Origin of the sequence: Nostoc sp. (assembly GCF_036917655.1) — a bacterium.
Taxonomy (GTDB): domain Bacteria; phylum Cyanobacteriota; class Cyanobacteriia; order Cyanobacteriales; family Nostocaceae; genus Nostoc.
In genome coordinates, this window is record NZ_JBALCY010000082.1 from 50625 (window position 1) to 74394 (window position 23770).

Annotated in this window: 17 protein-coding genes; 12 read left to right on the plus strand and 5 right to left on the minus strand. The window is 42.2% G+C overall.

Annotated features, from left to right (window positions below; all coding sequences use genetic code 11):
- Nucleotides 1-253 precede the first annotated feature (253 nt).
- Nucleotides 254-1543 carry a phosphopyruvate hydratase gene (gene eno / locus V7K30_RS31305; protein ID WP_335006082.1) on the plus strand — a complete coding sequence of 430 codons (1290 nt, stop codon included), beginning with the start codon at nucleotides 254-256 and terminating at the stop codon, nucleotides 1541-1543.
- 105 nt (nucleotides 1544-1648) lie between these two features.
- Here eno and argC read toward each other — a convergent pair whose 3' ends face one another.
- On the minus strand, nucleotides 1649-2707 hold the full coding sequence (gene argC, locus V7K30_RS31310; RefSeq protein WP_335006084.1) for an N-acetyl-gamma-glutamyl-phosphate reductase: 1059 nt from the start codon (nucleotides 2705-2707) through the stop codon (nucleotides 1649-1651).
- A gap of 314 nt (nucleotides 2708-3021) precedes the next feature.
- Here argC and ribBA point away from each other — a divergent pair, with 314 nt between their 5' ends.
- Nucleotides 3022-4695 carry a bifunctional 3,4-dihydroxy-2-butanone-4-phosphate synthase/GTP cyclohydrolase II gene (gene ribBA, locus V7K30_RS31315; RefSeq protein ID WP_335006085.1) on the plus strand — a complete coding sequence of 558 codons (1674 nt, stop codon included), beginning with the start codon at nucleotides 3022-3024 and terminating at the stop codon, nucleotides 4693-4695.
- A gap of 140 nt (nucleotides 4696-4835) precedes the next feature.
- Here the strand turns inward: ribBA and V7K30_RS31320 are convergent, their stop codons facing one another.
- On the minus strand, nucleotides 4836-5714 hold the full coding sequence (locus V7K30_RS31320) for a peptidoglycan recognition protein family protein (RefSeq protein ID WP_335006087.1): 879 nt from the start codon (nucleotides 5712-5714) through the stop codon (nucleotides 4836-4838).
- A 253-nt stretch (nucleotides 5715-5967) separates the two neighbouring features.
- Here V7K30_RS31320 and V7K30_RS31325 point away from each other — a divergent pair, with 253 nt between their 5' ends.
- Nucleotides 5968-6093, plus strand: a complete 126-nt coding sequence (locus V7K30_RS31325) for a hypothetical protein (protein WP_335006089.1) — start codon at nucleotides 5968-5970, stop codon at nucleotides 6091-6093.
- A gap of 139 nt (nucleotides 6094-6232) precedes the next feature.
- On the opposite strand, the gene V7K30_RS31330 is transcribed toward V7K30_RS31325, so the two are convergent.
- Nucleotides 6233-6682, minus strand: coding sequence for a leucine-rich repeat domain-containing protein (locus tag V7K30_RS31330; RefSeq protein ID WP_335006091.1), 450 nt, complete (start codon nucleotides 6680-6682; stop codon nucleotides 6233-6235).
- Nucleotides 6683-7118: 436 nt separating this feature from the next.
- Between V7K30_RS31330 and V7K30_RS34465 the strand changes: the two genes are divergently transcribed.
- Nucleotides 7119-7376: an HAD hydrolase-like protein gene (locus tag V7K30_RS34465; protein ID WP_442941124.1), complete on the plus strand. Its 258-nt coding sequence runs from the start codon at nucleotides 7119-7121 to the stop codon at nucleotides 7374-7376.
- A gap of 105 nt (nucleotides 7377-7481) precedes the next feature.
- Here V7K30_RS34465 and V7K30_RS31335 read toward each other — a convergent pair whose 3' ends face one another.
- On the minus strand, nucleotides 7482-7904 hold the full coding sequence (locus V7K30_RS31335) for a DUF488 domain-containing protein (protein ID WP_335006093.1): 423 nt from the start codon (nucleotides 7902-7904) through the stop codon (nucleotides 7482-7484).
- 31 nt (nucleotides 7905-7935) lie between these two features.
- Nucleotides 7936-8715 (minus strand): hypothetical protein, encoded by a 780-nt coding sequence (locus tag V7K30_RS31340; RefSeq protein WP_335006094.1) that lies wholly within the window; start codon nucleotides 8713-8715, stop codon nucleotides 7936-7938.
- 180 nt (nucleotides 8716-8895) lie between these two features.
- Here V7K30_RS31340 and metH point away from each other — a divergent pair, with 180 nt between their 5' ends.
- From metH to hpsE (V7K30_RS31380), 8 genes are all read left to right on the plus strand, one after another.
- Nucleotides 8896-12426: a methionine synthase gene (gene metH / locus V7K30_RS31345; RefSeq protein ID WP_335006096.1), complete on the plus strand. Its 3531-nt coding sequence runs from the start codon at nucleotides 8896-8898 to the stop codon at nucleotides 12424-12426.
- A 545-nt stretch (nucleotides 12427-12971) separates the two neighbouring features.
- Nucleotides 12972-13340, plus strand: coding sequence for an endonuclease domain-containing protein (locus V7K30_RS31350; RefSeq protein WP_335006098.1), 369 nt, complete (start codon nucleotides 12972-12974; stop codon nucleotides 13338-13340).
- Nucleotides 13341-13935: 595 nt separating this feature from the next.
- Nucleotides 13936-18864 carry a hormogonium polysaccharide biosynthesis protein HpsA gene (gene hpsA / locus V7K30_RS31355; RefSeq protein WP_335006100.1) on the plus strand — a complete coding sequence of 1643 codons (4929 nt, stop codon included), beginning with the start codon at nucleotides 13936-13938 and terminating at the stop codon, nucleotides 18862-18864.
- 206 nt (nucleotides 18865-19070) lie between these two features.
- Nucleotides 19071-19766 (plus strand): hormogonium polysaccharide secretion pseudopilin HpsB, encoded by a 696-nt coding sequence (hpsB, locus tag V7K30_RS31360; RefSeq protein ID WP_335006101.1) that lies wholly within the window; start codon nucleotides 19071-19073, stop codon nucleotides 19764-19766.
- A gap of 65 nt (nucleotides 19767-19831) precedes the next feature.
- Nucleotides 19832-20848 carry a hormogonium polysaccharide secretion pseudopilin HpsC gene (gene hpsC, locus V7K30_RS31365; RefSeq protein WP_335006103.1) on the plus strand — a complete coding sequence of 339 codons (1017 nt, stop codon included), beginning with the start codon at nucleotides 19832-19834 and terminating at the stop codon, nucleotides 20846-20848.
- Between the two features lie 38 nt (nucleotides 20849-20886).
- The gene (locus V7K30_RS31370) at nucleotides 20887-21600 is read left to right on the plus strand and encodes a pilus assembly FimT family protein (protein ID WP_335006105.1); all 714 of its coding nucleotides are present in this window, start codon (nucleotides 20887-20889) and stop codon (nucleotides 21598-21600) included.
- 195 nt (nucleotides 21601-21795) lie between these two features.
- Nucleotides 21796-22755: a hormogonium polysaccharide biosynthesis glycosyltransferase HpsE gene (gene hpsE, locus V7K30_RS31375; protein WP_335006107.1), complete on the plus strand. Its 960-nt coding sequence runs from the start codon at nucleotides 21796-21798 to the stop codon at nucleotides 22753-22755.
- Nucleotides 22756-22776: 21 nt separating this feature from the next.
- Nucleotides 22777-23769 carry a hormogonium polysaccharide biosynthesis glycosyltransferase HpsE gene (hpsE, locus tag V7K30_RS31380; protein ID WP_335006108.1) on the plus strand — a complete coding sequence of 331 codons (993 nt, stop codon included), beginning with the start codon at nucleotides 22777-22779 and terminating at the stop codon, nucleotides 23767-23769.
- Nucleotide 23770 lies beyond the last annotated feature (1 nt).

Genomic DNA, 23770 nt, shown 5'->3' on the forward strand with positions numbered 1-23770 from the left:
AATAACTTAGATGTTGCATCTATCAAGAGATAAACCAGAAATAAGTCTATTTAATTCCCTGCTACATAAGTAAATCCCGTGTAGGCGGGTTCCAGAATCTGATCAACTCTCCTGTTAGTTGACTCCAACTCTGGAAATCTTCTTTAATCTCAGCCTACAAAGTCACTTAAACGCCTATGCTAGCGATTGGGTTAGCTACTGGACTGTGTGCGATAAAGGCTAAGAACGCACTCAAATAAAGGACAAAACACAGATGACTAACATTTTAGATACTGCCATTGAGGCGATCGCAGCCCGTGAAATTCTTGATTCACGAGGTAGACCAACAATTGAAGCCGAAGTGCATTTAGCCAACGGTGTTGTCGGACTGGCGCAGGTTCCGAGTGGTGCCTCTACTGGCACTTTTGAGGCTCACGAACTGCGTGATGGCGATAAAAGCCGTTACGGGGGCAAAGGTGTACTCAAGGCAGTACAAAACGTCAAAGAAGCACTTGCGCCACAATTGTTAGGCTTGGATGCCCTTAACCAAGAACTGCTAGACCGCACGATGATCGCTATAGATGGTTCTGCTAACAAATCCAATTTGGGGGCTAATGCGATTTTGGCGGTTTCCCTAGCAGCAGCTAAAGCTGGTGCTGAGTCTTTAGCAATTCCCCTATATCGCTATTTGGGTGGGCCTTTAGCAAATTTGTTGCCAGTGCCATTGATGAACGTGATTAACGGTGGCGCACACGCCTCAAACAACGTAGACTTTCAAGAGTTTATGATTGTCCCAGTTGGCGCAACTTCATTCCGCGAAGCGTTGCGCTGGGGTGCAGAGGTGTTTGCTACCCTCAGTCAGGTATTGGATGAGAAAGGGTTGCTTACTGGTGTAGGCGATGAAGGTGGCTTTGCCCCTAACCTAGAATCTAATCAGGTGGCTTTGGAATTGCTAGTTGCTGCCATTAAGAAAGCTGGTTATAAGCCAGGGGAAGAAGTAGCTTTGGCATTGGATGTGGCAGCTAGTGAGTTTTATAAGAATGGGCAGTATGTTTACGATGGTAAACCTCACGCCCCGGCTGAGTTTATTGATTACCTCGCGCAACTAGTTGACCAATACCCAATTGTGTCAATTGAGGATGGCTTGCACGAAGAAGACTGGCAAAGTTGGCAATTGCTTACCCAAAAGTTAGGTTCGCGGGTGCAGTTGGTAGGAGATGACTTGTTTGTGACTAACGCCACGCGCTTGCAAAGAGGCATCCAGGAAAAAGCCGCTAATGCCATTTTGATTAAACTCAATCAAATTGGTTCTCTCACCGAAACCTTGGAAACGATTGATTTGGCAACTCGCAACAGCATTCGTTCAGTAATTAGCCATCGTTCAGGTGAAACAGAAGACACAACGATCGCTGATTTAGCTGTAGCAACCCGTGCCGGTCAAATCAAAACAGGTTCCCTGTGTCGCAGCGAACGCGTAGCAAAATATAATCGCTTGCTGCGAATTGAAGATGAACTAGGCGATCGCGCCGTTTATGCTGGTGCTGTGGGGTTAGGGCCGAAGTAGGGACTGGGGACTAGGGACTAGGGATTAGGGACTAGGGACTAGGGACAGAATTCTTCCCAATCCCCACTCCCCATTCCCCATTCCCCATTCCCCACTCCCCACTAATTAAGGATAAAACCCCAACTTGGGCAACCCCAAGGTTTCATCCCAGCCCATCATCAAGTTTAGACACTGAATCGCTTGGCCCGCCTGTCCTTTAATTAGATTGTCAATTGCTGACATGACAATCACGCGACCTGTGCGCGGGTCAACTTCTACACCGATGTAACAAAGATTGCTGCCGTTAGCCCACTTGGTTTGAGGGTAAACGCCGCTACCGCAGATTTTCACCCAAGGAGAGTTGCGGTAGAAGGCGGAGAAAATTGTGATTAAGTCATCTCGCACTAACCCAGGATCGCGCAGTGTGGCATATACCGTTGCCAAAATACCGCGCACCATTGGGATAAGGTGGGGTGTAAATTGAATCATGAGTTCGTGACCAGCTAAGTCACTGCAAATTTGCTCAATTTCTGGGGTATGACGGTGACGGCCGATATTGAAAGCTGCTATGGAGTTGTCTGCTTCAGCTAGTAATAAGTTGGTTTGAGCTTGCCGTCCACTGCTAGATGTGCCAGACTTGGCATCGATAATTGCTGTTTCTGGAACGATTAAACCTTGCTTTAAGAGTGGCGAAAGTGCAAGAAGACTAGCAGTGGGATAGGAACCAGGACAGCCAATGAGTTGAGCTTCAGCAATGCGATCGCGATAAAGTTCTGGTAATCCATAAACTGCTGTAGCTGCAATTGTGCGATCGCTTCTCTCTGTGCCATACCAATTTGTATAAGTTGTCAAATCACGGAACCGATAGTCTGCACTCAAATCCAGTACCTTACATTCTTTTTCTAATAGTTTGGGCGCGATTTGGCAAGCCAGACCATTTGGTAAAGACAGGAAAACTACTTCACAGCGGTGAGCAATTATTTCTGGTTCTACCGCCTCTATTGGCAGGTTAGCTGCATGAGCCAGATGCGGGTAGAGATCCCCGAAGGATTTCCCGATACTGCTCTCACCGCCTAAATAAACCAGTTCGACTTCTGGATGATCCATCAGTAGTCGTACTAACTGTACTCCGCCATAGCCCGACGCGCCAACAATCCCAACGGGTACGCGTCTAAATTTGCCCATGATCTGAAATCCTTATCCCATGAATGGTTAATTCGTTCTCAGCTATCAACAATATCAGCGACCAGACGCGCAACGCACAAAGTCAAAAGTCCAACAAACAGTTTTTGACCCTTGACGATGAAGAGGAAAGGGGGAAGGGAAAATCCTTCCCCTCTGCTCCTTGCTCCCTGTCCCCGTGTCCCCCAATTTTATGGGCAGAAATTTTTGCCACGTTATCAAATCATTGCTAGTCTACTTCTCTGCCTTATAAAGGAGCTACAATTTAAAAGAAGAAATTGTTAAAAAAATTTACGTTGATAGCTGGAAATCTTTCTGTGTCACAGCCTAATACTACACAAGCTTTTAAATTTGATTCGATTGATGCCGCCTTAGCAGACCTAAAAGCTGGTCGCGTGATTGTAGTGGTAGATGATGAAAATAGAGAAAATGAAGGCGACTTAATCTGTGCTGCCCAATTTGCCACACCCGACACGATTAATTTCATGGCGGTGGAAGCTAGAGGACTGATTTGTTTAGCAATGACAGGCGATCGCCTAGACGAGCTAGACTTACCCTTGATGGTAAGCAACATTACAGATACTAACCAAACTGCCTTCACTGTTAGTATTGATGCTGGCCCAGATTTGGGTGTTACCACAGGCATCTCAGCGGAAGACCGCGCCCGCACTATCCAGGTTACTCTCAACCCAGCCACAAAAGCTACCGATTTACGTCGTCCTGGTCATATTTTCCCGATTCGGGCTAAAGTTGGAGGCGTACTCAAACGCGCAGGACATACGGAAGCGGCTGTGGACTTAGCTCGACTAGCAGGGCTGTACCCAGCGGGTGTAATTTGTGAAATTCAAAACTCCGATGGTTCAATGGCGCGGTTGCAGCAGTTAGTTGAATACGCTAAACGTCACAATTTAAAAATTATTAGTATTGCGGATTTAATCAGTTATCGCCTACAGCACGATCGCCTAGTGTATCGTGAGGTGATTACCAAGCTACCTAGTCAATTTGGTCAGTTTGAAATTTACGCCTACCGCCACACTCTGGATAATACAGAACACGTTGCAATTGTCAAGGGTGATCCAGCTAACTTCAAAGATGAGCCAGTGCTGGTGCGGATGCACTCAGAATGCTTAACTGGTGATGCTTTGGGTTCTTTGCGCTGTGATTGTCGGATGCAGTTAGAAGCTGCACTGAAAATGATTGAGGCTGCTGGTCAAGGTGTAGTTGTATACCTGCGGCAAGAAGGGCGGGGTATTGGCTTGATTAACAAGCTGAAAGCCTACTCATTGCAGGATATGGGACTGGATACAGTTGAGGCAAATGAGCGCTTGGGATTTCCTGCTGACTTGCGAGACTATGGGATGGGGGCACAAATGCTCATGGACTTGGGCATCAAAAAGATTCGTCTGATTACGAATAATCCCCGTAAAATTGCCGGAGTCAAGGGCTATGGGTTGGAAGTAGTCGATCGCTTGCCGTTATTGATTGAGGCAACCGACTACAATTCCTATTACCTGGCGACAAAGGCGAAAAAGCTTGGTCATATGTTGTTACAGACTTATCTGGTAACAGTAGCAATTCACTGGCAAGATGACCCGGAAGCTGTGACGGAACGTTATGAACGCTTAGAAAAACTGCGACACTTAGCGATAAGTAATGATTTATTGTTACAGGAAGAAGCGCGTCCCTTAGCGATCGCTATATTTGACGAGCCATCTTTAACAGTACACTTGGGTTTCGATCAGGCAAAAGTTGCTAGCTCTGATTGGTATCAACAAAGTGGTCATCCTTATATACACGCGATCTTCCAAATTCTGGATAACCTCGCAACTTTGCCATACATCCAAAAACTAGAATTTCTGATTTCCTCTGGTTGCGATCCCTTAAGTAATTTACAAGTGCAACTAGATCGACAGACATTCCCAGATGGTAGACTGCCTTCATCAATAAGCGATCGCTTAGAAAAGCAGCAAATCTATAGCTTCAGCAAATAGCTTCGATAATTTTCTTTTCAATAAATTTTGTCGGGTGTGTTACGCCAGAGGCTAACGCACCATTTTTAATATTAGATGTGTTACACACATTCCCCCTAACGCACCTGACAAAACTAACAGCAAGCAAATTCAAGAATAAATTATTTACTCACTCTATAGATTGGTCTGACTTGACGATAAGTATTAAGTAAGTTCAGGAATTTATGACCATCAAAATTTATCGGGTCAACTTTTTTACCGGAACGGTCTACTAGATGGTGGGTAGTGATGCGATAGTCTGGGACTTGACTTTGAGCAATTAACCAAGCAAGAGAATTATATTGAGCCTCCGTATAGCCGCTATGGGTTTGTTGGCTGCTACTGTCATAACTATCAGGCGGTGTTTCTAAAGAAACGTGATAAGCAAAATTATTCACAGAAGCGGGCAAATTCGGATTAGTCTGCACAGTTTCCACTCCCTCTGGACTCTCAAATACTGAGTTAGCTGCACCAAAAGCTCGCTTTTCTGGCGGTACTAAATAAATCACCGTTCCGTCTAACTTGATTAAAGCGTGGTAACTTGCTTGCACACTTTCATCGCTATGGGCTACTTGAAAGAAATTAATGGCGCTGGAAGCAGAATAACCAGTTTCATGGAGGACGATAATCGGTTGGTTGTTGAGAGAAACGCCGTTAACATCTTGGGTGTAACGTTCTCCATAGTTACTTGGGTCAACCGAAGCAACTTGATAACTAGGTCTGTAGTGTGCAAAAGCTTGAGTGGTTATATACCTTGCTACAGGCTTGTTAGTCTTGACTGGGGACTTGATAACATTTTGAAATTTTTTCTCTGGGTATTTCGCTGATTGGAATTGCACTTGGGGATATTGACTCCAGGCTGTAACTCGTGGATTGGATGTATGGGATATTGTCGGATTATTGTGTAATTTTGTCGCTCGTCCAATTAGCAGTACTACAATTAGAGCCATGAACATCAGCGAGATTAGTAGCACCCTAGTTGCCCAGTCTTTAAACCTCATTTTTCTAATACCCGTAAAACGGTAGATATTAACTTATAGCTAAAAAGGTATGTCTTTGGTAGAGGCGCACTTCTGTAAACCTCTACCACAGATGGCATCCAAACGAGAATCACTATAACACCTTAATTCTAGTCAAATATACGTTGTTACTAGTATAGGTTGCAATGCTAAGTAATTGTTTTAGATGCTTGCTCTGTCTATGGAGTTATTTAAATGCTCTTAAAACCATTGCTACTGGTTTAAGGAATAGTTGATGAATTGTGTCTCTACAATTCAAAATCGAAATCTCAAATCTAAAATGGTTAGCGTTTATACTCTGATATGTGATGTTCGTATAGCCACAGGTAACTTGGTGGCTGATTCTGCGATCGCCTTCTGAAGTTCTCCAACGCCAAAGCTAATTTTACAGTGTTCGATAATCTGGGGCTACTTGTCGCGTAACTCTTCACCGCGCAATGCTCTTAATAAGGATGTTTTTTAGCTACACCTCCTTCACCGACGACTAGCAGTTTAGAAACCTACTGCCGTTGGCTACCCTCTAACCTTTCTCGCAGATAACTGAAAATCGCTTGTATTCCCTGCTCGACAATTTCAGGTGGTGGCGAGGTTAATGGATTGTTATCGAGGTATAGCCTTGTCAGGCTGGAGAGTTGGCTGATTTCTGGCGGCAGGCTGCTGAGTTGATTGTTATTGAGGTATAGGCTTGTCAGACTGGAGAGTTGGCTGATTTCTGGCGGCAGGCTGCTGAGTTGATTTTTATCGAGGTATAGGTGAGTCAAGTTGGAGAGTTGGCTGATTTCTGGCGGTAGACTGCTGAGTTGATTGTTAAACAGGGATAGCTCAGTCAAGTTGGAGAGTTGGCTGATTTCTGGTGGCAGACTGCTGAGTTGATTGTGATTGAGGTTTAGCACCGTTTCCTTTTCCCTGGCAGCTTTTTCAATAATTTGCAACAGTTCTTCGTTTGTCACCTGTAAACCTCAACAACTCTGTAGCGATATTTACCAGAATAGTTTAGCCCAACTAGGGCATAGGGCACTTGTACTGAGCGACTTGTGCCGAGCGGAGCCAAGGTAAGCCGTTGGCGCAGCCTCTCCAAGAGTTGTATTGGGCATTGGGCATTGAGGTTAGATTAGTGTGTTCTACATAAGAACTGGTTTGATGTTCAAATTAGCAGGGTGCGATCGCCTTTAATGGTCAAATTAGCAGGGTGCGATCGCTAACCTCGCAATAACATTCACTCATTCACGAGTATCAAAGACTCATTCACGAAGCTCTGAGATTCATTCACGAAGCTCTGAGGTTCATTCACGAAGCTCTGAGGTTCATTCACGAAGCTCTGAGGTTCATCGACGCAGTTCAAAGACTCGTTAACGGAGTTCAAAGGCTCATTCACGAGTATCAAAGGTGCGTTACGCAATTGACGAGCCGAACAGGAAAGGCAAGCAGCGAATTTTTGAGTGTATCTTGGATACTTATCAATTGAAACCGATGCAAGTTCTCGTGCTCGGAGACAATTCCGATTCAGAAATCCTAGCAGGAAATCGTCTAGGCATGAGAACAGTACAAACCCTCCGGGCGGGAGTGCCGCGTGCGGACAACGCAACTTTTTACATCTACTCTTTCTCCGAGCTAAAAGAGCTGTTGACCAGTCTGGAAGTTTAAATTAGCAGGCTACGGCTACGCGCCACCAACACAACAGGCGATCGTCTGTTGTGAAATGAGGTTTATTAAACACTCTTCCCTAAATATCGAGAAAATTTTAGATTACTACTCTAAATGCTTAACAGGCATTGATACTAAGTTTCCCAAGCAATCAGCAACTTCTTTCCGATGACAGCGATTCGGGTTCATTTCAGCGCACAACAGTAAAACATTACTCGTTTGAGCAACTTGTGCAATTTCATGTAGAGCTTTATCTGCTTCTTCTTGATTTACTGGAATCCAGTTTTCTTTACCAGATGTGTTACCTAAAGCAGTTTTAGAAATATACTCAATATTATTTAATTCACAGAATATTTTAATTTTGTCGCCGTACCATTTCCGGCTCCAAGCACGAGGAACCATCCTCACATCTACAACACATCCCACATCAAACTTTTGCAGGTATTCCAAGAAGGCATTGTAGTCTTTGCGATTGCCATATCCGAAGGTAAGTATGCATCTTGTTTTGGCAATATCTTTAATCTTCATTTTTAATTCCTGGAACAATAAAATTTAAATATTACATTTTTATTAATGGTGGGTAAAATATCCCAATAATCATAAAGCTATTTTTGTGACTTTTTAGGTTTCCCATGATAAAGTATAAATCTTTTTTGCTTAAAAACTCCTCTTCTAGTTTTTGGCGTACTTTTTCTAAAGCCTCCTTTTCTTTATTGTCCATACTTGTTTCATTTGATCTATCTCTACAGCCTCTATAAAGTTGTTGAATTTCCCAATCGCTTATTGTACAACGATGTTTATCTCCATCTTGAGAAATAAATTCGTAACCAAAATTGTAAGGAATTTTATCTAACTGTACTGAAGGCTCAAACAAGTCTAGTTGATCCAAGATTCCTTGCTGTTTTGGGTTCCATTCTCGTTCTGTCTCGTTACAGAAGTATTTTTTTATAGTTTGTGGTTTAATAATACCGAGAGACTTACCTTGCTCTTTAATCTCCCGAATAGATTTGAATTCAAGTGGCAGAACCAAGGCTTTTCGCTCTTCCCAATTCTTGCGAGGATCAATTTTTCGTATTACTTCTATCGAAGAATCATCTATACGAAAACTTTCTTCTCTATAATCTTTGTCATTTCTCTCTATTTTAGCACTTATAATTGACCATCTTGGATAACGCTTATCAAAATCTAATTGACGAAAACGAATGGGATAAATCCGAATCCACTGAACTGGTTTCTCCTCATCATCTAACAAAACTCCTGCTGTACAGACTGTTTCTTGATATTTGGTGCTAATTGAAGGGTACGTTTTAGTTGCAATCAAAATTTTCCTTCTTTCCATAGAACAACCTCTATATGAACTAGCTCACTATACAGTGATATTATAGACACATAAGTAATTCCAGTACGGCATCAAAATTTTTCCATTACACACTGCCGAAACTCTCAAAATTTTGGAAAATAATAAAGTAAGTAGAGTATCACAAGACTCACTTGATTTGCTCATTTATTCTAGGAAAATATGACTCATTCTTTCCTTGAACGCCTGCGTAGTCCAGATAGCCCAGTCCTCGTATTCGACGGGGCGATGGGAACCAACCTGCAAACCCAAAACCTGACTGCTGAAGACTTCGGCGGCCCACAGTATGAAGGCTGTAACGAATACTTAGTCCACACAAAACCCGAAGCTGTCGCTAAGGTTCACCGCGACTTTCTCGCCGCTGGTGCTGATGTGATTGAAACGGATACCTTTGGCAGTACGTCCCTGGTGCTGGCAGAATATGACTTGGCAGACCAAGCCTACTACCTCAGCAGGACTGCCGCAGAATTGGCGAAGCGTGTCGCTGCGGAATTTTCCACGCCAGAAAAACCCCGGTTTGTAGCAGGTTCCATCGGCCCCACAACTAAACTCCCCACCTTGGGACATATTGACTTTGACACCATGAAAGCTACTTTTGCTGAACAAGCAGAAGCGCTGTGGGATGGTGGTGTCGATTTATTTCTGGTGGAGACTTGCCAAGATGTGCTGCAAATTAAAGCGGCGCTGAATGGAATTGAAGAAGTGTTTGCCAAAAAAGGCGATCGCCGTCCGTTGATGGTGTCTGTGACAATGGAAAGCATGGGCACAATGTTGGTAGGTTCCGAAATCAGTGCTGTGCTGACAATTTTGGAACATTACCCAATAGACATTCTCGGTCTGAACTGTGCCACAGGCCCAGACTTGATGAAACCACATATCAAGTATCTGGCAGAACATTCGCCTTTTATCGTTTCCTGTATTCCCAACGCGGGTTTACCTGAGAACGTCGGCGGTCAAGCACACTACCGCCTGACACCGTTGGAATTACGGATGTCATTGATGCATTTTGTTGAAGATTTGGGTGTCCAAGTGATCGGGGGTTGCTGTGGGACGCGTCCAGAACACATTCAACAATTAGCAGAACTTGCTAAAGACTTGAAGCCAAAAGTTAGACATCCAAGTTTAGAACCAGCAGCAGCATCAATTTACACCACTCAACCCTACGACCAAGATAATTCCTTCTTGATTGTTGGCGAACGTCTCAACGCCAGTGGTTCCAAGAAATGCCGCGATTTACTAAATGCGGAAGATTGGGATGGACTCGTTTCAATGGCGAGGGCGCAAGTAAAAGAAGGCGCACACATCCTCGATGTCAACGTCGATTATGTGGGACGTGACGGTGTACGGGATATGCACGAATTAGTTTCGCGCATTGTTAATAATGTGACACTGCCATTAATGCTTGACTCCACTGAATGGGAAAAGATGGAGGCGGGTTTAAAGGTTGCCGGTGGTAAGTGTTTGCTGAACTCCACCAACTACGAAGACGGGGAACCGCGCTTTTTGAAAGTGCTGGAGTTAGCGAAAAAGTACGGTGCTGGTGTAGTCATTGGTACTATCGATGAAGATGGGATGGCGCGGACAGCAGACAAAAAGTTTGCGATCGCGGGGCGTGCATACCGTCAAGCTGTAGAATATGGCATTGCTCCCACCGAAATCTTCTTTGATACCTTAGCTTTACCAATTTCCACCGGGATTGAAGAAGATCGAGAAAACGGCAAGGCCACAATTGAATCCATCCGCCGCATTCGTCAAGAATTGCCTGGATGTCATGTGATTTTAGGTGTTTCCAATATTTCCTTTGGTTTGAATCCAGCCTCGCGGATGGTGTTGAACTCAGTGTTTTTGCACGAGGCGACGACGGCGGGAATGGATGCAGCCATTGTCAGCGCTAACAAAATTTTACCGTTGTCCAAGATTGAGGAACGTCATCAAGAAATCTGTCGCCAATTGATTTATGACGAACGGAAGTTTGAAGGTAATGTTTGCGTTTACGATCCCTTGGGAGAGCTTACCACAGTATTTGCCGGGGTAACTACAAAACGCGATCGCTCCTTAGATGAAAGTCTCCCTATCCCCGAACGTCTCAAGCGCCATATCATCGATGGCGAACGCATTGGTTTAGAAGAACATCTGACAAAAGCCTTAGAAGAATATCCCCCCTTAGAAATTATCAACACCTTCCTGCTAGATGGCATGAAAGTTGTCGGGGAATTATTCGGTTCTGGACAAATGCAGTTACCCTTCGTCTTGCAATCTGCGGAAACCATGAAGGCGGCGGTAGCCTATCTCGAACCGTTCATGGAAAAGTCAGAATCAGGCAACAATGGGAAGGGAAGCTTTATTATTGCCACCGTGAAAGGTGATGTCCACGATATTGGTAAAAACTTAGTAGATATCATCTTGTCCAACAATGGCTACAAGGTGATTAACCTGGGAATTAAGCAGCCAGTGGAAAACATCATCAACGCTTACGAACAGCACAAAGCTGATTGTATTGCCATGAGTGGTTTGCTGGTCAAATCCACCGCCTTCATGAAAGAGAATTTGGAAATATTCAACGAAAAAGGAATTACCGTCCCCGTGATTTTAGGCGGTGCGGCGCTGACTCCCAAATTTGTGCATGAAGATTGCCAAAAAACCTACAAAGGTAAGGTTGTTTATGGCAAAGATGCCTTTTCTGACTTGCACTTCATGGATAAATTAATGCCAGCAAAGGCTGCTGGTAACTGGGAAGATTTGCAGGGATTTTTGAATGAAGTCGAAACTGCTGAAGTTTCGACGAATGGTCACAAAGAACCAAAAGTTACAACTGTTGAAGAAACGACATCTGCTGAACTAAAAGAAGTAGATACAAGACGTTCTGATGCTGTAGCGATAGATATTGAACGCCCGACACCACCTTTCTGGGGAACGCAGTTATTGCAGCCTAGTGATATTCCCATCGAGGAAATATTCTGGCATCTGGATTTACAAGCTTTAATTGCTGGACAGTGGCAATTCCGCAAACCAAAAGAGCAATCTAAGGAAGAATATCAGGCTTTCTTAGCTGAGAAAGTATACCCAGTTTTAGAAACTTGGAAACAGCGGATTATTGAAGAGAATTTGTTGCATCCCCAGGTGATTTATGGGTATTTCCCTTGTCAGTCTGAAGGAAATTCTCTACATATATATGACTCAGAAAACCAATCACAACAAGTTGCAACTTTCGAGTTTCCCAGACAGAAGTCTTTAAGGCGGCTGTGCATAGCAGATTTCTTTGCACCGAAGGAGTCGAGAATTATTGATGTCTTCCCAATGCAGGCTGTGACTGTGGGAGAAATTGCAACAGAGTTCGCGCAAAAGCTGTTTGCTGCCAATCAATACACAGATTATCTGTATTTCCACGGTATGGCGGTGCAGGTAGCAGAGGCTGTGGCTGAGTGGACACACGCCAGAATTCGCCGGGAGTTGGGTTTTACTGCTGAAGAACCGGATAATATTCGGGATATATTGGCACAACGCTATCGTGGCTCACGGTATAGTTTTGGGTATCCCGCTTGCCCAAATATTCAGGATCAGTACAAACAATTGGAGTTATTGAAGACTGACAAAATTAACTTGTATATGGATGAAAGTGAACAACTTTATCCAGAACAGTCTACCACTGCGATTATTGCTTACCACCCACTAGCAAAATACTTTAGCGCCTAATCCATACCCCCTCTCCTTAATAAGGAGAGGGGTGCCCGAAGGGCGGGGTGAGGTTATTATATTGTGAGCAACTCAATCAAGACTGGATAAACATTTACAGCGATCGCTTTACCTTACCCTAACCTTCTCCTTTAGGACTTACGCACTGTACAAAATAATCATGTTGTGTATGAACGTAAATACGCCGTTTCAGGTTTTTATTAATCAATTCATGGATGGTAAGTAGACTCGCGTCGTAGGGGCAATTCATGAATTGCCCCTACGATGAATGTGGTTTTTCAAATCACTCATACTTGGTCTTTTCTGTCAATGCGTAAGTCCTATCCTTATAAAGCAATACGCTTGGGTTAAGGCTAAAAACTAAAACTGATGTAGGTTGGGTTGAAGAACGAAACCCAACAAAGTCCGAAGGATGTTGGGTTTCGCTGTTGCTCAACCCAACCTACTTTTCTTCTTAACCCAAGGGTATTGCCTTATAAAGGAGAGGGAACCGTAATTGGAAATAAATCAATTTTTTAGATCAGTTTCAAGATATCAAAGTTAAAATGACTAAACTCTATAACAAAAATACTGAAATAGAAAAAAGGCGACAATTACGCCAAAATATAACAAAAGCCGAGAAAGTTATTTGGGATAAAATCAAAGATAGACAGCTTGAAAACTGTAAATTTCGCAGACAATATAGTGTGGATAAGTTTGTTATAGATTTTTATAGTTCTGAATTTAAGTTAGCTATAGAAATTGATGGCAAAAGCCATTTTCAAGAAGGTGCTGTTGAATCGGATAAGGCAAGACAAGAATTTATTGAATCAGTAGAAATTAAGTTTATTAGATTTACGAATAATGATGTGTATGCTAATTTGTCTGGGGTGCTGGAAAGTATTGCTCAGAATATACGAAATTTAAGGGGATAGTAGTTGAACCTCTCCCCCAGCCCTAAAAAGCTGCGGTGTACACACAAGTCGCTCTCGACGCAATTTACGGTTTATCGAATAGCTCAAGAAAACCTCACCCTGGTTATGCTACGCAAAACCTGTCCCTCTCCTTACTAAGGAGAGGGATTAAAATCAGGACAGGGTGAGGTTCCAACAGTATTGCACCGAAGTGAGAACCGCTATATCTGATTATTTTGCACCCAACTGATATCTTTCCTTTAACGGGTGGGTATTATAAGTTTACTCTGCTAACAACATCTTCATAAATTTGCCTTAACTTAAAATACATTTCCGCAATTTTACTGTGAAGTTATGCTCTTACTCTTTATCGGAATTGAATTAAATAATTATCAAAAAATCAGTATTTACCGGATAAAATGAACAATTTATAAATGATATAACTTGAATAAATTGTTTTTTGTTATAGCTACTTCATTTATAGGTTAGTAAAACCAGATGCAGTAGTTAGATAAATATAGCCTAATATTTTGCCTGTAAAAATATTTGACAGGCATAATTTAGGATTTCTAAAAAATAGTAAATCCGCTACAAATCACTTGACAGGGAAGCAGCTATGTCTCGAAAACGTCAGCTAGCCAAGACAATTCAAAAAACCTTCAGACAAATTAGCAAGCAGTTTTTATCTGCAATTAACAAGCAAATCATTTGGCTCCTGCGGACTATTTTTGGCACTCGAAGAAGACGCAGCTCAGAGAATGCTGGGTTTTTGTTGCCAACAGTGGCAATGGTAACTTTGGTCGTCGTGCTGTTAACAACTGCAATTTTGTTTCGGTCTTTTGAACGCTCCAAAAATGCTAGTAATGTTCGGGTGAATGAAGCGACAATGCAAGCCGCTACCCCTGCCTTAGAGCGGGCTAAAGCCAAAATAAGTGCACTGTTTGCCGACCCGACTCTACCACGTTCTGTCCCATCAAACGTAACACTATACAATACCTTAACCAATAAACTTCCTGTCTATACATTTGGTGATGAAACTCCGATAACCCTGGCTTACAATCTTGATAAAGATACCACAATTGAAGCAGGTAGTAGTATCCCTTTAGAAAATAAAGAAAACCTACAAACAGCCTGGAAATTTCCTGCCGACACAGATAATAACGGTAAATTTGATAGTTTTATTCTCTACGGTATCTACTTCCGTACTCCCCCCCAAACTGGTACAACTCAAGAGAGAAAAAGAAGCCCACTAGATGCTAGAACCCCTCCCATGCTGCCAGCTAAAGCAGGTGGAGCTTGTGATGTAGCGGGTGACACTAGCGCCAGCTTAGTAGGTAATTCAGGTTGGTATAAGCTACCAACTGGCGAATTGAAAAAAAGCTTTTTCGTATATGCAGCAACGGTTCCCATTAGTGATAATGCTTCTCTTGATACAACCAAATATGAGAAGTATAGAGGTAATAAAGGCTTCTCGGCTTTAGAAATGCAACAAGATCGCAGTCAAGTTTCTATTACTAATAATGCTGTTGTCTATGAAGATGACTTAGATATTACACCCGGGCCTAGATTCCGTCTCAATGGACGCATCTTTACCAACAGTAACTTATTTACTGCTAAAACTAATCAAGATATAACCCTATTCCAGGTCAGTAGTAGGTATTCATGTTACTACGAACGAGAAAATGGCAAGATAGTTATTGGTGGTAATGTTGCAACTAGTAGCCCAATCAGTACAAGTAATACAGGTGGAACACGCGTAGATTTATTTGTAGAAAATAATGCACCTGATACAACTAAATATTTGGGACCTACTAATAAAACTACCTCAAATAATTCGAGTGACATTGCCTATAATACTCAGGCTTATGCTCAACGCATAGACTTATTAGTGAACGCACAATTTAACAATGCTACTACTACTGATCCTCAAGAAACCCAAACTAATATAAGCAGTCGGACTCTAAATGATCCAAGCTTAGATGCGAATACAGTACGTAAGCAAGAATTAGAAAATTGGTTCCGTAAACGTACTAGGCGTGTACCATTTAAAGAAGTTCCTTATGGTACTTCTGGTATTCAAAAATCTGCTGGTGTGGACTACACCATAGCAGATGCAGCAACTTTTATGAAAGGTTCTGTTAATACACTACGTCCAATGGATGCCTGGATTTATCCAATAGATGCTAATACAGCACTAACACTAAATACAGCGCAACTACCTACTAGAGATCCAGACATTGTAGATAATACTCCTGTAACAGAAATAGAGTTAGGCGATCGCATCGTAGTAGGGAACAACCTACCTGAACTAATATGGGACGACACAAAAGGAGAGTTTGTAGGAGAGGATGATCCCCAACCCATCACTCCTGCTGTGAAGTGGACAAGTAGCACTACCAAAGATCGGACTCGTACCACTCGTGTCAAACAGTTATCAGATTTAGGGGTAACAGGACGTGATGGTTTTTGGGAAATTTCAGCCGCTTCACCCCGAACTAATATCCTTGATGTGATCGGTGGACTGAGGGTGATTACAGGTGCGGGAGTATATAGACGTACAGGTTCTGATCTACCGACACCTCCCTCGGCAGTCAATGACGACCCCAGTACAACAAGCGTATTAGAAAATAATGCCAGCGCCACAAATGTAGTCTGGCCTGACACAATGCCCATGCTTGTGCCTAAATCCGCCGATCCTCTCAACGGTACGCCAACACGCGGCCATTTGGTAATGCGTGCCACGGGAGTGTATCACTACAATTTTGATTCCTACGATCCTCTGGCGGCTACAGCAGACGATTATCAGACACCCATGGCCTGTGTAAGTAGCTACTATGATCCCACAAACAAGAATACGGCAAGAAATATAAGTACACTGCCGGATGTGAGCGGTGAACTAGTTGGTGCCATAACTACTGAAGCTAGATCAAATAATGGGGTTGTTTACGCTGCTCCCGCTACTACAGCCGCTGGTATAACTAGAGGACAGACAGTAGATAGCAATGGTTTTTTTGCAGCGGTGACTAACGATGATGATGTTACTAACACTAGCGTAGCTTTGCTAGATCGCTTGAAACATCAAGCCAACTTGGTATTTCCCAATGGTCGGCTCGTCAATCCGCTACTGCGGCAAGCACTGGCCAAAGCAACAACCAGCAAGCTCACTCTATCTGAGCAATCAGCAATTGACTCTACCATCTGTGCAATCACAATTGCCGATGGCACTCTGGCTCAGAGTACTACCTACATTCCTAATGGTGCAATCAAAGAAACTGCATTTCTTGATGCCCGACAAATTAAAGCTATAGATAAAGGTGGTGCATTAACTGGAAACTACAATCTAGAAGTAGAACAGCGTCAGCCTCTAGAAATTCGTGCTACTACCATAGATTTAGGTCTGCTTCGCACACAATCAATCACTGCTACACCTGTTAACGAATATCTATTGCCCAATAGCGGCATTATCTATGCCTCTCGTGATGATGCTCAAAAAGATCGTAGTAGCTCAACTAGTGAAAATGTCAGCGCCAGTGACTACAATCTCGATCCAGAACGGCGACCCAATGCCATTATGTTGATTAATGGCAGTAATGTGAGTCGCCTGAATAATTACAGAGCAGAAGAAAAAGGCTTAATTTTAGCAACTGAGCTACCAGTGTATGTTAAAGGCGATTTTAATCTGCACACTAAACAAGAATTCAAAGGTGCGGATGTTTTACCTGCTCCCAGTGATAGTACTTACGATACTAAATTTTACACTCGTGCTGCCACAAATCGCGATCCTGACTTTGCTTGTCGGCCTAGTGACCCTAGACTACCCAATTGCACAACAGGCGAAACCTGGCGACCAGCATCAGTAATTGCCGATGCTGTCACCTTGCTATCTACTAACTTCCGCGAAGGTTTCCGCAATGAGGGTGATTACGATTTGCGAAATAACCAAGGGAGTGATCCTAACCTCATACTCGACCGACTGAAGGTGGGTTTCTGGAATAATAACTTCGTCACTTCATCTAATTTCTTCACTACATCTAATGATGATTCCTACTATAAAGGTACTCCCATTACTACCGACTCAGTAAGCTATAACAGTTCTTACTTGAACAACTTCGTCACACCCATTCAACGCCGGGGAGCTTTCCCAGAGTATGTAATGGAAATGTGCTTTAAAATACCAGTTTCAGAGTGCAAAATGGATAAGGATGACTGGTTTGTGGGTTTAGATAGTGATACTAATAAAACCAATCCTTTAGACCTAACCACAGAAATCCTAAAAAGGTCTAGTGATGTAGTAGGTGCAGATCCTGACAAACTCTTAGCTGGTACAACTGCGCGATCGCCAAGGGCTGGTTTTGAACGATTTGCTCGTAGGGTTGCGTTCAAACGGAAATACAATGTACTAACGACTGATGCTAATTTTGCCAAGCTTGTTGATACTAGTAATAATCCCATAACTTTTAGTAGCGCTACTCCTATTCCACTAGGTATTAAATCAGGTGTAGTAAAAGAATTCCCAGTACTTATTAACCCAGCAACTGGTCAAGTAGACCCCGCAAGTCCCATACCTGACATAGCAACTAATGCCCTATGGTTTGCAACCACAACAAGTACTTCTCCTAACCCACCAGCGTCCACCATGAGCGAGATCAAATACAACAGCACTAATCGTATATTCTACAGATACCCGAAAATACCAGTTTCTGGTTCGCTTAGAGATTTTCCTGGAGCCATATCACCATTCACGACTACACCCATCAGAAATGCGTCATACCAGCCGCTATTAGAACCTGTATTGCAATTACAGGTAACAACCGCAGCACCTGTAGATCAAGATTACGCCAGTTTAGCAGGATCATCTAGTGTCGTTAAAAGTACTAGATGGTTGTCTAAGGCAAGTGAAACAACTTTTAATCTAGTAATTGCGGCTGGTGATAGTCCTGCTCGTGTGGGTTCAACTACCTACGAAATCAATGGGGGTTTACATAACTTTGTGCGCTTCTTAGAAAACTGGGATGGGGTTAATGCCAATATCAACGGTTCATTCATCCAATTTAAACGCAGTATCTATGCTACTGCACCATTCCAAGCTCTTGTCAGACCAGGGCCAACAACTGCTCCTGCAACCACTTCTGACCCTAATGATACTACCGCTGCTAACCTCGCTAAGAATAACAGTATCTTTTTCAGAGTTCTGAATTCTGATAGACCTGGTTACACATCAGATAGTACTTTCATTAGTAGTGGTTCTGGTGAAGCGCCTTATTATATGCCTCCCAACCGTAACTGGGGTTATGATGTGGCCCTACTGGCGCAAAACCCCGACTTGTTTGCCCAGCGCTTTGTAATTCCAGCGACAGATCCTCCGAATGAATACTTCAGAGAAGTAGGTCGGGATGACCTTTGGGTGCAAACTCTGTTGTGTGCTGTCCAAGCTCAAACAGCGGATGGGTTTGATGCTGCGGACACCACTTACTTTGGCAGCGGTTTCAAATTTGCACTACCTGCAACTGAACGTCCTAGTAACTGCCAACTCCAACCATCCTAAAGTATCTGAATGAGAGTTTTTACAGCACTTTTCGGGTGAATAGACCACGTTAAGAAACCTAACCCCCTAGCCCCCTTCCCTGCTAGGGAAGGGGGAAAATTCAAAGCCTCTTCCCTTGTAGGGCGAGAGGTTTGGAAGTGAGGTTACGAGTGTATTACACCCGATCGCAAATTGATGTAAGACATAACCCTATTGAGTAACAAACTATGATCCCACACCAACTACAACAATCATCTGCCCAGTCTAACGAGTCTGGTTTTACGATCATTGAGTCGCTGGTGGCGATGCTTGTGGTTGCCATTTTGCTAGTAGCGATCGCACCTGTCTTAGTCATGTCAACAGCAACTCGTGTGCAAGCTAAACGGGTGGAATTGGCAACAGGAGCGGCTAAAGCCTTCATTGATGCTATTAAGTCTAAAACAATCTCAGAAGCCAGCATCACAGATGCAATGACCCCAGTACTCACTGCTGCATCTTCTAGAACGTTGTCAACTTCAAACAATGGCTATTTATTAAGCAGTGTGGCGGTTCCCACAGACGCAACTAGTTTGTATTGCTTTCACAACGATGGCAAAATCACTATACCAAGCGACTGTACAACCTACAAAACAACCAGCCCAGTTCAGTTTTACATTCAGGCTTTTGGCAATGCAGTTGGAACTATCAGCACGAGTACCACTCAAATTGATAGCGGTCAAAGCTATCGTTTGGGAGTTCGGGTATATCGTTCAGATGCTGAATTTGGTACCTTAACTGCGGGTAGCGGTGGAAAAAAAGCAGCAACATTCACTGGGGGATTAGGCGATCGCAAGGCACCACTGGTGGAAATAACAACTGAAATTGCCAGAGGTCAACCCTCTTATAACGCTTTGTGCGATCGCCTTGGTGGTTGTCAACCATAATTAACCCAGCAAACATAAATAATTTCATGACTCAGTATCCGTCACTAAGGAGAACCTGTAGCAAAATGAATATATTGTTGAGGTGGCTGTTAACTACTCAGCTAAAACCCTCTCAGAAGCAAAACAAAAATAATGGCTTCACCCTCATTGAACTGCTCGTGGCTATGATCCTCGCATTCCTAGTAATTACGCCGTTACTAGGTTTTATGATCAGCGTTTTAAACACTGATGGCCAGGAACAAGCCAAAGCCAACTCTGAGCAAGAAATTAAAGCAGCGCTTGACTATATTACTCGCGATCTCCAACAAGCAATCTATATTTATGATGCTACTGGAATTAGTTGTCTAACCGGTACTGCTGATACTAGTACTTGCCCAAATGCAAGTGGGAATCAACTAGCTAGCTCAACTACAACAGATAGAGTTCCTGTGCTTGTCTTTTGGAAACGAGAATTTTCCAAAGAAGCTGTTCAAAGTACAAATACTGCCGGTGTAGTTCAAAAAGACGATTCTTTTGTATATTCATTGGTAGCTTACTATTTAATTAAAGACACTAATTCTAACTGGTCTCAAGCTGCCCGCATCGCCAGATGGGAAATTAAAGATGGCATTATAAATAGTAGTGGTAGTACTTGTACTGGATTTACTGAAAAATATAGCCTATGTCCAGATAAAGGTTTTAAAGTATTTGACTTGTCACAAAAGGGCATAACATTACAAGTAAAAATGAATAGTTGGACAAATAGTTTGGCAGTAGGGGATACTTACAGTCAAGTTCCCGTGGTTCTAGTTGATTTTATAGATCAAACAACAATAGCACAGGGAGCGCCAGCAGTGACATGTTCTACTGGCTTTACACAAATTCCAGCAGCAGCAACCAGTATCATAACAGGCTTCTATACTTGTGTAAATTCAGTTGGCACAGATAATAGAAGTGCTGCTGAAGTTTATTTAAGGGGTAACGCACAAGCTCGTTTAATCCAAAATGATGAAACTAAAGTACGTTATGCCCAGACCAAATCTAGTTATTTTCCGAGTGCAAACATTAAGGTTCAAGGAAGCAGCTTCATTTTTACCAAATAGCTTCTATCTTTGACAAAGATTACTAAAAGCAGGATAGTATGCGGAATATTCCTAGTTTGAAATTATTAGATTATTTCCAGTTACATAGCCAGAAAACAAAACAAAAGCAGCAATATTTAGCAAATAGATACTATAACGATGGCTCCAATCGAAAGGATGCTGGTTTTAGCCTGATAGAATTAACAGTAGTACTGTTGATGGTAGGAATTTTAGCAGCGATCGCTGCTCCTGGTTGGGTTGGCTTTGTAAATCGACAGCAGGTAAATAAGGTTAACGACGCTGTTTTAGCTGCATTACAAAATGCACAGCGGGAAGCTAAAAACAAAAAACTTAGCTACAGTGTTAGTTTTCAGAAAAATAGCACAACCCAAAATGTAGAGGTTGCTATTTATCGTACCGATATTGGAATCAGCACATGGAAACCTTTAGGGACAGATGTGGGAGCCAATTCTGATAAATTACTGCTGGGCGGAAATCTTAGTGGTGAAAATATTGCCAATACTACCACTAATTCTCCTGTATCCTACCCTTTAAATGCATCAGCAAAAATTACCTTTGACTATATGGGAGCGCTGACTCTGCCAAATAACTTTGGAACAGTGACAGCAGGTACAGAGCCACCTGGGTTAAAAATAGTGGTAGCTGTACCAAGCTCTGCAAATTCTACATCGGCTAGTAGCGTAAAGCGATGCATCATTGTGAAAACTCTCTTAGGCTCAATGCTTACAGCAAAAGACGATAAATGCAGTTAAGTACATCAGGTAGCAATATTTATTCAAAAACACGCAATAATACTGTACATAAAACTGCACATTGATAGCAAAATTAAAACATCATGTGCAGTTTTAATGTTAGATAGATTTATTTAAGAGCCACTGATAAATTAGCCATTGGCTGAACATATAAAAAGCGTCCTAATCAAAATATAAAAATGTAACTTTTGTCAAATGACTGAGAACCTTGATATTACTGTAGCTATTCCAACTTACAACAGTGAAAGTCGTTTGCCTGAACTACTAGAACGACTACAAAACCAACTTCACACCGAAAATTTATCTTGGGAAATTATAGTTGTAGACAATAACAGCACTGATAACACAGCTAAAGTTGTTCAAACCTATCAACAAAATTGGCAGTGTCCTTACCCTTTAAAGTATTGCTTTGAAGCGCGACAGGGAGCAGCTTATGCCCGAAAAAAAGCAGTTGCAGAAGCTAAAGGTAGATTCATAGGTTTTCTAGATGATGACAATTACCCAGTATCAAATTGGGTATCCGCAGCTTATGCTTTTGGTGAGAAGTATCCCAAGGCGGGAGCTTATGGTAGTCAAATTCACCCTGATTGGGAAGTAGAACCACCAGAAAACTTTCAGCGAATTGCTCCATTCTTGGCAATTACAGAGCGAGGTAATTTACCGCTATTATATGAAGCTGCCAAAAAACTACTACCTCCTTCTGCCGGACTTGTTGTCCGTAAACAAGCCTGGTTAGAAAGTGTACCAGATAAACCTATTTTAACTGGGAGGGTTAAAGGCAATATGCTTGCCAGTGAAGACTTAGAAATGTTGTCTTATATCCAAAAATCAGGATGGGAAATTTGGTATAACCCAGAAATGGAAATTTCTCACAGAATACCCAACTTTCGTTTGCAAAAAGATTATTTAATTCCGTTTTTTAGAGGTATTGGACTCAGCCGTTATGTAACTAGAATGGTTAATATAAAACAGGTATATAGACCAATTGCTCTTTTATCTTATATGATAAATGACCTGCGGAAAATTGCTCTCCACTTACTTAGATATCGAACTAAGCTAAAACAAGATTTGGTAGTTGCTTGCGAAATGGAACTCTTTTTAAGTAGTTTCATTAGCCCTTTTTATCTTTGGAAAAATGGATACTTTAAAAAATAAATTATCAAAATATTAGGTATTATGACTGAATTAGCAGTTGAAAATCTAGATATTAGTGTAGCCATTCCTACATATAATGGAGCAACCCGTTTACCTAAAATTTTAGATAAACTATTAACCCAGACAGGAGTAGGAAAACTTAACTGGGAAATTATTATTGTAGATAACAATAGTTCTGATAACACATCTGAAATAATCCAGAATTTCCAAAAAATATATGATGGAAACTGCAATTTAAGATATTTTTTAGAAACTGAACAGGGAGCCGCTTTTGCACGACTGCGGGCAGTACGTGAAGCCAGAGGGCAGCTAATCGCATTTTTAGATGATGATAACTTACCTGCTCCTGATTGGTTATCAGAAGCATATACCTTTGGATTAGAGCATCCTCAAGCAGGCGCTTGGAGTGGACAAATTCATGGTGATTTTGAAGTAAATCCGCCAGAAAACTTTGAAAGAATTCAAGCTTTTTTAGCTATCAGAGAACATGGCTCAAATCCACTTTTGTTTGATGCGGATAATTTAAGGCTTCCTCCTGGTGCGGCGCTTGTTGTTCGGAAACAAGTATGGTGTGAGAATGTACCACAACGACCTACTTTAAGCGGGAAGTTGCCTGGTATTTTAGTACAGGGTGATGACTATGAACCATTGCTTTACATACATTATGCAGGCTGGCAAATTTGGTATAACCCTACTATGCATACTTATCATCAAATACCACATTGGCGACTTGAAAAAGATTACCTCCTAACTTTGGCACGCGGCTGTGGCTTGTGTATTTTCCAATTACGCTTGATAAATACTAAAAATTGGCAAAAACCAATAGTGTTTGTGAAAACTATTTTAGGGAATTTACGCCGAGTATTACAGCACCTAATTCAGTATAGAGGGCAATTGAAAAGTAATCTAATTGCACTTTTTGAGATGGAGTTTTACTTGGCTAGCATGATGAGTCCTCTTTACTACTTAAAATGTAATCTAGGCAGAGTATTAAAAAATAAATTAGCCCTATAAA